Genomic DNA, 14,099 nt, shown 5'->3' on the forward strand with positions numbered 1-14,099 from the left:
GTTACATTGTAAATTTTACAGAGAATATAAACTGACGCGGACGGGAATATTTACCGGCATCAGCACCAATTACTTCAGGAGTAAGTCCGTCATAAGCAGTCCAATACCCTAAATTATAGACAGCTGCCGTCAAGTCCAGCGTTTCAATCTTAGCGGCACGCAGCCACTTGGTACGCAAGGGATATGATAGGGAGACTTCACGAAATGCCAGATAATCACCTTTCTTTATATACAAGGTGTTGGCACTGCCACCACTAAAACCAATGGTAGAACTGCTCGGACGACCATGATTACGCTTTCCGTTATCCCAGTCAGACTCTACATCATAACGGGGAATAGAAGCTATATCACCCGGTTTGTGCCACATCTTGCTACTGGCCACATCATGAATCGTTGCAAAGTTATTCCGTGAATTTGCGTTCGCCTGTGCCCTGAAATGGTTATCAATCACATTTCCCAATGAGAAGTCCGTGGCAATCCGTAAAGTAAAATTCTTGTAAGTGAAAGTATTGTTGAAAGACCCCATCTTATCAGGGTGAATATATCCTACAAACACCATGTCTTTGGAATTGATGATACCGTTTCCATCCACATCACGCCAAATGGCATCACCTGCACATTTCCCTTTACCCAACCAACCGGAAGATACTCCTTCATCATAAGGAGCGTTGGCTGCATCTTCATCTGTTGCATAAACCCCGTCCAACTGATAAGCAAAACGGGAACCGAAACGCTCTCCTTCCGCAAATCCACCTACTTCAACATATTTTCCCAGTTTCGGGTCAAAAATGATTCCGCCGCCGGTACGATTCTTATCTGCGCCATTATTGGGTAACTTGCCGATAGTTGTTCTCCAAATCGAAAAATTGGCATCTATATTCCAACGGAAATCATGGGTTTGTATGGGAATCGCATTAATAGCTATTTCCACCCCTTTCGTGTTCAAGGAGCCGAAATTGGACTTGATTGAAGCAAATCCCGTTTCCGACCACAAATTCTCGTTCAGTAAACGGTTCGTTGTCTTTTTATAATAAGCGTCGAAAGACAGATTAATACGGTTATTCAGGAAACCGGCTTCAAGTCCCAAATCGGTAGAGGTTGTTTCTTCCCATAACAAATTGCGGTTCATAAGCACTGTATTCAAAATACCGGCTTCCCCTGCATAGTTTTTACCGGCTTCATAAGAGCCTTCCGTATTTTCCAGAGCAAGGTTGTCATATCCCGTTTTTCCCCAGCTGGCTCTAAGTTTCAAATTGCTGACTACTTTCGATAAGGGTTCAAAGAAAGCCTCACGATGCATATTCCATCCGGCAGATACACCCGGAAAAGCAGCAAACTTATGATTGGCGGCAAAGTGAGAAGAACCATCATAACGAATACTTGCAGAAAACAAGTATTTCATATCATAATTGTAATTGACACGCCCGAAGTAACTATTCATCTTCTTCTCTTCAAAAGTGGAAGTAGTCTTGGCAGATTCCGTCGCAATACCGTTCAGCGTTTCGATATAATCTGATGTTCCGCCATAACCGGAACCACTGAAACGATACCAGTTATCATAAATATAGTTACCACCGACCATCAAATCCAAGTTATGCTTATCCTTTATTGTCTTCGCATAATTCAAAATAAGATCATATTGATAATGCAGATCCATATTATGCGCTTCGGACACCGGTCTATTCTTCACCACTTCATTATACCTCTCGAAGTTATGGTCTTTACCCTCATTATTGGTATACGAGAACATAGGTTTGAGATGTAGCCCGGGAATAATCTCCCAATCCAGTTCGGCAGAAAGATTGATTCGGCTCACTCTGTTTTCTTTCTCCTGATAATAAACTTCGTGCAGACGAGTACGGAACGAACTTGTCAATTCACCCGGTGCCGGAGTTCCGTCTTCATAATACTGGCGCACTGTAGGCGGCATTTTGGCAGCCCTTGACATTACATTATTTTCATTAATGCCCGCAGTCGTTCTCATAGAGTAGTTTACCATACCTTTTACAGTAAGGTTCTTACGAATCTTGTAAGAAGCATTTGTAAGAAAACTCCAACGATTATAATGAGTACCTACAACAATACCATCTTGAGTGAGATATCCCAAACTCATATAGTAAGTCGCTTTCTCGTTGCCGCCACTGAAGTTTATATTAAAATCATGGTTGACTGGCGTTTGAAAGAGATTATCCTGAAAGTCCGTTTCCTTAAAAATCAACATCTTACCGGGATTTGCCGGGTCTTCCATCATCTCCCACCCCTGATTATACAACAGGTCTTCTACATATCCTTGACCATAATTGGCAATGTAATCATCCAGAAAAGCGGTCGTATTCAAAGCATTTCGTTTATTAGCGGTACTCATTGCAAACGTACCTGACAGATATTTATCCGGATCGGTTGCGTGCAGTGCAGCCGTACGAGTTGCGGTCAGATATTCACGGGCACCGGACAACGGCATTCTTTTCGGCTGGTGGTCTACAGACAATCCATAACTGAAAGAGATACTCCCTTTACCGGCTTTTCCTTGTTTGGTTGTAATCATAACAATACCACGAGAAGCCTTTGAACCATAAATGGCTGTTGAAGCTGCATCTTTCAATACTTGTATGGTTTCTATATCCGCATAATTAATATCCTTCATAGTACGAATCACGCCGTCAATGATTACCATAGGAGAATCACTTTCGGGCGCAGTAGTCGTTCCGCCACGTACTATAATCTGAGGGTCAGCCCCCGGTTGGCCGGAATTTACACGGATTTCCATACCCGGCACTTTTCCCTGTAACATTGACATCGGATTTCCTGTCGGCGAAATTGCCATATCTTTTGAATCCACTTTAGTAATGGCACTGGTCAATGCTGCCTTGGACTGTTTACCATACCCGATAACAACAACATCTGATAAAGCTACCGAACTGCTTCTCATCGTCACCAGGATATTGTTCCGCCCCTTTACCGGTATTTCCTGTTTTTCCATTCCTACAAATGAGAATACCAAAATACCGTCTGCCGGAGCAGTGATGGAATATTTTCCATCCAAATCTGTTACTGTTCCTTGTTGAGAACCTTTCACTAAAACCGAAACCCCTATTAACGGTTCTCGTGTATCGTCCAAAACAACTCCGTTTACTGTTACCTTCTTTTGTTCTATACCCAAAGCCTCGAGCGAAGCCGAGAATGCAGGTATACAAAAAGAGAGGATAACCAATAAGATACCCGACATGCGGAGTAGCTTACTCTTTAAAAAAAATGCATTTAACATAAATTGTAGATTACAAGTTAATAACTCTAATTTCAGGTTTTTCTATTTTCTTGTTTCATATATTATAAAATTATTTTGCAACAAAAGGAGAAGCCGGTAATCCGAAATTTGAAAATAAATTCAACGGCTGATAATTTCTGAACCCGTACTTAACCCCTACCGGTTCGGGAACTTGATCGCTAGTCAGCATCACTTTGGTTTTATTATCAAAAAGAACAGCCTTCGCCGGATAATAAATACCATCTTTTCCTGCAATCTCAAATCCGACAATTTCCCTGTCATAAGATGTCATCCCCATTTCTGCGTAATCGAACTCCACAATTATCTTTTCCTTATCTATTGTAAAAGACTTGTAGAGAGGGCCACTATAAGGTGTTCCGCTACGCTGATAAGTTTTGGCTAATGCCCACAGAGCAAGTCGCTTCCCTACACTCTCCTTATCAGAGGGGTGTACGCAGGTGCGATTTCCAATATCCGCCGTGACAACCATACCCGCATTAGGGATCTCCTTCAAACATTCCAGTTGCACTTGGCGAATTTCAGCCGCTTCCGTCTTATCTGCATTTTTCCGTCCGTAATCATAGGGTGCTATCTGCACATAATAAAAAGGAAATTCACCTTGGTTCCATTCCTTCCGCCAAGACCTTACCATCGCCGGAAACAATCGCTTATATACCTGCGGATTATTTAAGTTACTCTCTCCCTGATACCAAATGGTACCTTTAATGGTGAATTGCTTTATCGGATGAATCATCGCATTATATAGTAACGTGGGTTCATCTTTTGGTCTGGCAATGTCTTTAGGATCTTTGGTCAGTACCGACAAAGATATTTCCGGGAATTTTTCCGTATATACCTCTTTATTAATCCATGACTCAATCTTGGACCCACCCCAACTGGAACAAATGACACCTACCGGCACATTCAAAACTTTACGCAGATAACTTGCAAAAAAATAGGCAGTGGCACTGAAATCCGCGACATTAGCCGGTGTAGACTCCACCCAAGGAGTTGCCACGCAATCATCTAAAACAGTCTGACTGCTATTTATTTTAAGCGTAATCATACGAATATTATCGGATGGGAGAGCTGTTGCAATAGCATCACATGAGCCCTCCACCGGTTGTCCCCTAAACCCTTTTACAGGCATTTCCATATTCGACTGTCCCGAACATAACCATACTTCCCCTATCAGAACATTAGTAAGTGTTACCGGTTCTCCGTCGGATATAGTAATGGTATAAGGACCACCGGCAGAAGGTGTCTGTACCTGTATTTTCCACGTACCATCCGATGCGGAAGTGGTTGTATAGTTTTTATTATCCCAAGATGTTCTAACTGTAATTTTTCGAGAACGTGTAGCCCATCCCCACAGATTGACATTGGTATTCTGTTGCAATACCATATCATTTCCAATAATTGCCGGTAGCTTTACCTTTGCTCCCAAAGGTAAAAGACAAAGCATACCGACAATTATGCATAGTATTTTTTTCATGATCTATAGTTTTAAATATTAATCCTTCATATCAATGGTCTTAGGTCGCAAACATGTGACCAGAATGACCAGCATAATTAATACAAATACTGCCAGAAGCGCAAAATCACGTCCCAAATGTCCGGCATCCGTAGATTCTCCCAGAATACTGGTTATTGCCGCCCCCGCAAATACTCCGCACATATTCATTATACCGTATGCCGTTGCCCTATAACGGGCTGAAACAAACTGGCAAAGAATCGGCATATTATTTGCGTCGAACATTCCGAATCCCACTCCGAACAAAATTGTTCCCAACACTAATGCGAAAATGGAATGTCCGAATCCGATAAACAATAAAGAGGGAATGATAAAACCCAACCCCAAAGCTCCCGTATATACCCTTCCTCGTACATTTCTGAGCACCCAACGGTCTGATATATATCCACCGACTAACACTCCGAACAGTGACGACAAAGCGATGGAAATAGTAGACATCGGTCCTGCCACGGAAATATCAATAGACAAGCTCTCTGAAAAAAGAGTCGGCAACCAGTTTTTTGCCGCCCATCCCGGAGTGCCCGGCACACAAAAGTAAAACAGGATAATCCAGAAAAAGACATTAGAAAACAACATAGCCAAGCTCTTCAGAACCGGTATCTTCGTCACCTTTTCCTGCATAACAGAGATCGTTCCTCTTTCCTTATCCCGTAAGAAAAAGGCCAGAATGACCCCATATCCTACCCCAATAATACCGAACCAGTGGAAGGTACTATGCCAAGAATACATGGCTGCAAAAGTAGCTCCGAAACCACCTATCGCCTGACCTACATAGAGCCCTGTCATATGTATTCCCACTGCCAACGAACGTGTCTTATCTTGATGAAAATCAGCTATCAAAGACAGAGCGGCGGGCAAATACAATGCCTCACTTATTCCCATAATTCCACGAAGCCAATAAAGCTGGTCAAAAGTGGTGGCATACCCCATCAAATATGTCACTCCAGACCATACACACAGGCTGCCTACAATCAACCATTTACGACTCATACGATCACCGATAATCCCGGAAATGGGACTCATCAACCCATATACCCACAAAAAGACCGCCATCAATCTGCCAAAATTTGCAGCCGACTCCAGTTCACGGACATCTGCCATCATCGGAATCCGCATAGTAGAAAGCATTTGTCTATCCATATAGTTGAGTAAAGCAACTCCCCATAGTAATCCGACTATCACCCATGGATATATATTTGAAGTTTTACTGTTCATGGCTTACCTGTTTAGAATTTCAGTCAAATCAATTTTAATAAAAGCCATATTTGCCTGACTGCTTTCATATAATATCCCTATTGAATTTTCATCTATTGACGTGATACTGGAATAACCGGCACTACGATACTGGTCAAACAAAATCCAGTATTTCTCAGGCCATGTCATTCCATCGTCAAAACTAACTTTCAAAGTCAACTTATCCCGTGTCTCATAATCGCTGGGATTGGCAAATAATAATATGCTTCTCTTTTCTCCACCGACAGTATAATCATGACGATGCAAACTTGCCATACACGTCGGTTCCACCAATGCTTTCCGTGATGTAGAGTGCTCTGTCCATGTCTCACCCAAGTCTGTTGTCGTACAAATTCTCCGGCCATTTACTTCTTTATTACCCCGGTTTCTATTATCACGCATATTCAGCATCACCGTACCGTCACTTAATTGTGCTGCATTACATTCCGTCACATTCAAATATGCCGGATTACTGGTCATCCAAGTTTTTCCATGGTCTTTACTATATGTAATATTGGAAAATGCGGTTCCTTTCTCATCACGTCCCTGCGTAGGAAAAACCAAAGTACCGTCTGCCAATGTAATCCCTTGTCCGGGAGCCGGAGCAAACAACCACCATTCAGGGCGTTTAGTCTTACCTGTTATATTATCAGGAAAACTCCATGTCAGTCCGTCGTCCGTACTTTTAGTTATCAGAAATTGACAGGTTTCTTTCAAACCGATTCCTGGTTGCGATCCTTTCTTCCTCCACTGGTGTATCCAGTAAGTACTATTTTCATTCAAGCCCTCTATCCACTTGCCATTGTCATCCAATGCACCATGCATCCACAATCCGGCTATATAAATGTCATTTGTATTTTTATCCACAAGGATACAAGCATCACTCACTCCATTAAACTTTTGCGGCAAACCTCCCCATTCTCCCATATCCAATACCGTTTGAATGGGTTGCCACGTCAGTCCTTTATCAAAGCTACGATGAAGAGCGATATCTATGTTCCCCTGCAAATCACGAGTCAAATCATAGCGGGCATCAAATATAGCCAACAACGTTCCGTTGTTACTGGTAGCCAGTCCAGGAATACGTGATGAAACGATACCATCCTGTCCCTTCTGTCTTAACGCCATTCCCACTCTCAAGGGGACAACATCCTTATTCGAAACTTTCAGCTCTCCCCGGCTCGTTTTTATCCGGCTACAATTCACACTAATACGATGTGTCAGTGAAACCGTATCTTTCAATGTCACTGCTACCCAGAAAGACAAGGAATCATCTTTCACTTGTATATTATCTGTAAAAGAAATTTTCCGTTCAGCAGGTACCGGTCTACATATCAGACGGGATTCATCTATCAGCCCGTTTTTATGAGTTCCGTACACTGCAACAGAAACAATATCAGACAAATCCGTACTTCCCTGCAAATCAACATCAATTTGCCGAATGGTATAAGGACTGTTGTCTGTTTGAATCAAAGTTGCCTTAATAGTCGGATTAATCTGCTTCTTGACTAAAACAGGGATAACAGGTCTTTCCAGTTCCAACCTTATATCTTTACCTAAAGATATATCCGGTATCAATAACAAAATCATCGAAAATATGATAAATATTTTCTTACTTACTTTCATAGTATCTTTATTTTAGGTAAATTTGAACGCATTTAACTAGATTAGGGGGAGATAGACAGAAAGTAAAGTAGCTAAACCCCAGCAATACACTTTTACTGTCATCTCCTCTTTCTTATCATTAAAATTCAAAGAATTTTATCGCATCCAAATCACCTTTTAGTTTTTCATACTCTTCCGTTGAAAAAGCTTTTATCGGTAACCGGCAACTGCCGCAATCAAGACCTATAAGTTTCATGATAGCTTTACCACCACGTACGCCGCCACCATATTTAATAATCACTTCCACTGTACGTATCGATTTCATCTGCCAGGCACGTGCTGTTTCCACCTCATTTTTCTTCATTGATTCGAAAATGGCATGATAGACATTAGGGATATAATTATATGTACTTCCCACACCTGCCACTGCTCCCATAGATAAACCGGCAATCAGAATCTCGTCAAAGCCATGTAATACTTCAAACTTATGCTGCTCCAAACCGATACAAGCCCCCATCTCCATCAGGTTATTATGAGTAAACTTCGTTCCTACCAAATTTGGTATTTTCTTCTTGCCTTCTATCAAAAATTTATCTACCGGCAAGTTAACCCCTGTGATTGACGGCATATTATAATAATAGAAAGGCAACTCACTGGCGGCCCGGCAAATCGGTGCAAAAAAATCGACCAGTTCATCTACCGTTCCCGGCTTGAAAAAAGAAGGTGCTATTGAAGCGATAGCATCAGCTCCAGTTTGTGCCGCGTGGCTTGCCAGTTCCATTGCGTCTCGTTGACAGTTTGAACCGACATGTGCAATCACTTTAAAACGTTTAGCAGCAGAGGCTACCCATTTTTCAAGAACCGCCTTACGCTCGTCAATAGTCAACGAAGAAAATTCACCAGTCGTACCACACACAAATACCCCTTTTACAGGAGTTGATGCTATCCAATCAGCATATTTATCAATAACAGATAAATTCACGTCCCCATTTTCATCCATTGGGGTGAAGGTGGCCGCAACCATACCTTCCAGTCTTTCATAATTGTTCATAATGCATTTAATTAGATTATTATATTTCACTTTCGGAAAGTTCCTTTCAAAATTAACGGTGTCCGTATGCCGGGTTGTATCTCGCCACTTACTACAAATACCTGATTTCCAATAGAAACAGCATTCGTTGTAACGGGAATAGGGTATGAACAATCGAACAAAGCTACCAAAGCATTCATGTCCGTACTGACCACCCGAAGTTTACGGCTAAATCCCGGGTGCTTGGGAGATGTCGGCAAAATTTCCTCCACTCCTCCCAGTATCAAAATCTTGTCTTCTCCATAAGGTATGGCCGTACCCGCCATCACCGGGAAAGAACCGGTCATTTTATTCCATTTCCCAGTACCCGGTTCAAATACATATCCTTCCGTATATTCCGTCATCAACTCATCCGGTGCATAGCTTCTTCCACTAAAGAGGTAAAACCGTCCTCTTTGAGCGACGCCTACCGCATAAGAAAGAGAAGGACCATCCCAACCCGGCATTACCTGCCATCCTTGCTCCTTATGATGCAAATCAAGCATATAGAAATGATGAGTTGACCGTTCATTTACCATAGACTCCTGCCCCCCAGCAATATAAATGCAATTATCACAAATAGCCCCCGCTGCATTAGCCAATGGAACCGGTAAAGAAGGATAACTGACAGAATCTATCACAAATGAATCTATTTCTTTTTTTATCAGAAATACTTTATCGCTACACCGCGCATGGTCACATCCACCGATACACAATAAACCTTCCGGCAAACTTATTGAAACCCCATAAGCAAGCGGACGGTCAAGGAAATCATCATATACAGTCCATTCCTCTGTATCCAAGTTGTAGCTATATAAAGTAGCCCACCAAGTCTTAAGACCTCCCTCCCAAGGATACTTATCAGGAAAGTTAGCTCCACCCAACACAAGCAACTTGCCTTCCACTATCCCGGAATATGCACCTGCTAATCCGACGTTCTCCGGCATGCCGGCACATCCCGGAAGCAACAATGTATTTTCCCATTGTGCCTCTATCCTCTTTTCTTCTTTTCTAAAACAAGATGTATTCATTAGCAATAAAATTAAGGATAAACATAAAATTATCAGATGCCGCCTTTTCATATACCTTCTACCTTTTCACTTTCTGCCTTCTCAGCCATCAATTCCTGACTTCGGTTTACCTTGAAAATTTTATAGACCTCAAAATGTCTTTCGATAGCATCCCGGTAACCCTTCTCGTCCCCTTTCTTGATAAAGTCCAGCAAATCAGCATGAGTAGCTATCCGACCGCTTTTGCTCATTTCTATATTTATAGGTTTCAAATAATCTTTGAATTTCTCTTTCACATAGACAAGTATAGGATGAATGATTTCCTGAAATTCAGATATGATTTTATTCCCGGTTATTTTATATAGTTTCGTATGAAAAGCCGATTCACTAATTAACGCGTATTCGTTATTTTCAAAAACGATTCCCATTTTTACGATTTCGCTCAGTTCCTCAATATCTTTAGGAGTTATCTTACGGAAAATATCAGTTGATATTCCTATTTCAAGTGCAATTCTGAAATCCAACAAATCCAAAATTGTTTCTTCACTTAAAACACGGGGATCTATCACTCTTTTCATTCCTCCCAAAATGGAAGGCTCTGTCAGAACCATCCCCTTACGAGGACGTGCGTGAATCAACCCCATCATCTTCAGACGGCTCAGTGCCTCTCTGACAACACTCCTTGCAACTCCCAGTTCTGCAGCCAGACTATTCTCATTAGGAATAGAATCCCCGCGTCCTAAATCATTCTTTTTGAAATAGGTAAGCAGGCTGTCTTCTACCTGATCAATTAACGTTGTTTGATTGATTTCTATCTTCATATCATTAGATTTTTATTATTTGTATTATTTGTCCGACAAATAATACAAATGCAATATTAAGAGATTTTTTTTAGAATGCAAGAAGAAAACAATAGAAAAATAAGCATATGTGTTGAAAAACATACTTTAGAACACAAACGAAAAAGAATTAGGAAATTAGATATACTTGTGAAAAATAGAAGGAAACTAAAAAGCATAAAAAAAGGCTATCTATCCCAGACAGCCAATCTTTTTGTTAACCTTAAATCTAATACTATGAAAAACACATTGCAAAGATACGGACTTTCAGCATATCTCCAAATTTTCGGAGTAAAGCAACGCATCTTATAACATGGTTTAATAAAAGTAATAGTTTCGTTAACATTTAACATAAATCAAATTGGATATTAACGAATATCCTATTGAGTGATTCAGAGATTATTCATATCGTAAAGAGCGGGCAGGTTTGCTCATTATTATCTTTATGGTCTGGAAAGCTACTGTTATAAATGAGATAAACAACATTAGCAATACAGGCATAATAAAGAACCATGCTTTCAAATCTGTGCGGAAAGCATAATGGCTCAACCAGGCATTCATACTAAACCAAGCTAGTGGCAAAGCAATAACAACTGCTATCAGAATTAACAGAAAGAATCCCTTAACCAACTGATAGAAGAGTGTCCAACGGGAAGCCCCAAGAACTTTACGTATCCCCATTTCTTTGGTACGTGTGGAACATGAAAACATGACCAGTACCCAAAGTCCCAAACAGGAAATGAAAATAGCCAAACCGGTAAAAGCGCCAATCATTACACCAAACACCTCATCCTGACGATACTGGTGGTCGAAGAATTGGTCGAGGAAAAAGTAATCGAAACTGGAATCCGCAAAATATTGATTCCAAATCTCATGCACCTGTGATACCAATTCACGAGGATCGCCGGAAGTCATTACGATAGAGATATAACGTTGTGGTAACCAGGCAATCTTATCTTTATGAATCAACATGATAGGTGTATAATTCTTGTTCAATGCCTGTTGGTGATAATCTTTCACTACTCCGATAATCTGCATCGGGGCATCAGTACATTCAACGTTCACCAACTCCCCTATAGCCTCATCATTAGATGTAAAGCCCAGGTTACGCACAGCCGTTTCGTTAATCACCAGTTTGTCTACATCATCTCCATAGTCTTCCGAGAAATTTCTTCCGGCCACAACTTGCAATCCATAGGCATCCACATAATCGGGGTCGCAGGCAAGCATCTCATACAGGCGATTCTGCTTCAGAGCATCATTGGTACGACGATTGGAAAGGAAAGTCGCTACTTCCTCGCCCGGCACAGCGCCGGAGAAAGTGACTTGATATACCAACGGAAGACGTGCTATCGTTTTTTTCATAGCTTCCAGTTTCGTATTCAGTCCCTCGGTATGCCCAGGAAATTTGACCACCAATGTCTGATTGGTCTTAACTCCCAAAGACTGGCTGCGCATAAAACTCAACTGTGCAAAGACAATCAATGTGCCGCACAACAATATCATTGAAGCCATATATTGAATGATAACCAAAACTTTCCGTGTCCGTTCTCCGGATTTACTATGCAAGAATTTCCCCTTCAACAACATAATTGGTTTCCGATTCAGCAAAGCCAATGCCGGATAATATCCAGAAAGGAATATCCCGACGATAAAAACAAGAATCAATAAAATCCACCAATAATCTATCAGCCAAACGGAGAAGGTAACGGTACGGCCTACCAATTGATTAAAGTACGGAAGAACCAATTCTATCAAGCCAACGGCGAGTACAAAAGCTATCAGGTTCATCACTAATGCTTCAAACAAAAATTGATGAATCAACTGCTTGCGGAAAGCTCCCACTACCCGCCTAACTCCCACTTCTTTGGCACGCTCCATTGAACGGGCTACGGTGAGGTTTATATAGTTTATCCAGGCAATAGCCAAAATAGCAATAGCAGCAAAAATCAAGGCAATCATAGAAGAACGGTTTCCTTTCGTCTCCGCTTCGTATCCTACCTGCGGAGTGAGGTGTATATCTGCCAGAGGGATTAAAGAGACTCCCCATGTCTTGTTTTTCAAGGCTTCATCCGTCTTGTACTTTTCCGCCATTACAGGAAATTCTCTCTCTATTTCCGCTTTCCTTTCGGGAGAGTCAAGCAGGACGTAGGTATAAGCCTCGTGTTTGTACCAATATTCCTGCATATATTTAGGCAGAGATTTATACGAAATCAGAAAACTATAATGTATATGCGAGTTGGAAGGCATTTCTTTCATCACTCCGGTCACTTCACACGATATCTTGTCGTATGCGCCGGTAAAGATGAATATCTTCCCGATAGGGTCTTCGTCCTTGAAATATTTACTGGCAATGCGTTCGGTGATTACCACTTGCCCCGGCATGGAGAGACAGGTTTTCTTATCGCCTTTCAAAAGTTCGAAATCAAAAAGGCGAAAAAAGCTGGGTTCGGCATACGCTATCTGATTCTCCCGCAAGGTCAGTTCACCGTATTTCACTATTTGTTCCGGCTGGAGTAGGGAGCCGATTCGGGTATAATCCTCTATTCCGGCAAGGTTCTCTTTCATTGCCGAACCATATCCGAAGGAGCTGCTTGCCCAGTAGTCGGTCAGCACTTCCCCTTCGTGAAACGTACTTTGCACACGGTAGATATGGTCATACTTTGTGTGCATTTTATCAAAGCTGAATTCAAAAGTCACGTAGGTAAGAATCAGCAGTGCCGATGCCATACCAATCGCCAGTCCGAATATATTAATGAAACTGAACCTTTTCCGTTTCATCAGATTCCGCCAAGCACTATTCCAGTAATTTCCTATCATACAGTTTCATTTTTAGCTGACATATTTTTTCCCAGTGGGCGGTTGACGTTTTCGGCTACGATTTGTCCGTCTAATAATTGAATGACGCGGTGTGCGTACATTGCATCCCGTTGAGAGTGGGTAACGATGATGATAGTAGTTCCCTGAGCATTCAGTTCACTCAATAGTTCCATTACTTCTATACCGTTCACCGAATCCAAATTTCCGGTAGGTTCGTCAGCGAGAAGCAATTTACAGTCCGTCACTACGGCACGAGCAATAGCTACGCGCTGTTGCTGTCCACCGGACAATTGCTGTGGATAATGGTTGGCACGATGCAGCAGGTTTACTTTCTCGAGTACTTTCTTTACTCTTTCTTTACGTTCATTGGCTTTGACGCCTATATAGATAAGGGGTAATTCTACATTCTCACATACGGTCAGCTCGTCAATCAAGTTGAAACTCTGAAAGATAAAGCCGAGATTACCTTTCCTGAGGGCAGTCAATTGGTTCTCATTCATTTTATCCACCTGTTTTCCTTCAAAGAAATAAGAGCCGGAAGTTGGAGAATCGAGTGTACCCAAAATATTCAGCAGTGTTGACTTACCGCATCCCGAAGGACCCATTATAGCAACAAACTCCCCTTGTTCCACTTGTAAAGTGACTTCGTTCAATGCCTTTGTCTGCACTTCTTCGGTTGCGAAGAGTTTTGTCAGTTTTTCAGTCTTAATCATAATCAGTTCAA

Annotated in this window: 9 protein-coding genes; all 9 read right to left on the bottom strand. The window is 41.6% G+C overall.

Annotated elements, in window-relative coordinates; translation table 11 throughout:
* Position 1: 1 nt before the first annotated feature.
* Positions 2-3,226, bottom strand: coding sequence for a SusC/RagA family TonB-linked outer membrane protein (locus tag CGC64_RS15605; RefSeq protein ID WP_227102851.1), 3,225 nt, complete (start codon positions 3,224-3,226; stop codon positions 2-4).
* Positions 3,227-3,335: 109 nt separating this feature from the next.
* Entirely contained in the window at positions 3,336-4,760 is a 1,425-nt protein-coding gene (locus CGC64_RS15610) for a sialate O-acetylesterase (RefSeq protein ID WP_005677987.1), read from the bottom strand.
* A gap of 18 nt (positions 4,761-4,778) precedes the next feature.
* Entirely contained in the window at positions 4,779-6,014 is a 1,236-nt protein-coding gene (locus CGC64_RS15615) for an MFS transporter (RefSeq protein ID WP_005677986.1), read from the bottom strand.
* A gap of 3 nt (positions 6,015-6,017) precedes the next feature.
* Positions 6,018-7,658, bottom strand: a complete 1,641-nt coding sequence (locus CGC64_RS15620) for a sialidase family protein (RefSeq protein WP_005677985.1) — start codon at positions 7,656-7,658, stop codon at positions 6,018-6,020.
* 118 nt (positions 7,659-7,776) lie between these two features.
* Positions 7,777-8,688, bottom strand: a complete 912-nt coding sequence (locus CGC64_RS15625) for a dihydrodipicolinate synthase family protein (RefSeq protein ID WP_005677983.1) — start codon at positions 8,686-8,688, stop codon at positions 7,777-7,779.
* 26 nt (positions 8,689-8,714) lie between these two features.
* Positions 8,715-9,737: a hypothetical protein gene (locus tag CGC64_RS15630; protein ID WP_032855224.1), complete on the bottom strand. Its 1,023-nt coding sequence runs from the start codon at positions 9,735-9,737 to the stop codon at positions 8,715-8,717.
* Between the two features lie 47 nt (positions 9,738-9,784).
* Positions 9,785-10,537 (bottom strand): FadR/GntR family transcriptional regulator, encoded by a 753-nt coding sequence (locus tag CGC64_RS15635; protein ID WP_005677981.1) that lies wholly within the window; start codon positions 10,535-10,537, stop codon positions 9,785-9,787.
* Between the two features lie 417 nt (positions 10,538-10,954).
* Positions 10,955-13,375 (bottom strand): ABC transporter permease, encoded by a 2,421-nt coding sequence (locus tag CGC64_RS15645; RefSeq protein ID WP_005677978.1) that lies wholly within the window; start codon positions 13,373-13,375, stop codon positions 10,955-10,957.
* Positions 13,372-14,088, bottom strand: a complete 717-nt coding sequence (locus CGC64_RS15650; protein WP_005677977.1) for an ABC transporter ATP-binding protein — start codon at positions 14,086-14,088, stop codon at positions 13,372-13,374. The genes CGC64_RS15645 and CGC64_RS15650 overlap by 4 nt, the downstream gene beginning before the upstream one ends.
* Between the last annotated feature and the right edge of the window lie 11 nt (positions 14,089-14,099).

The sequence above is a fragment of the Bacteroides caccae genome (assembly GCF_002222615.2).
Taxonomy (GTDB): domain Bacteria; phylum Bacteroidota; class Bacteroidia; order Bacteroidales; family Bacteroidaceae; genus Bacteroides; species Bacteroides caccae.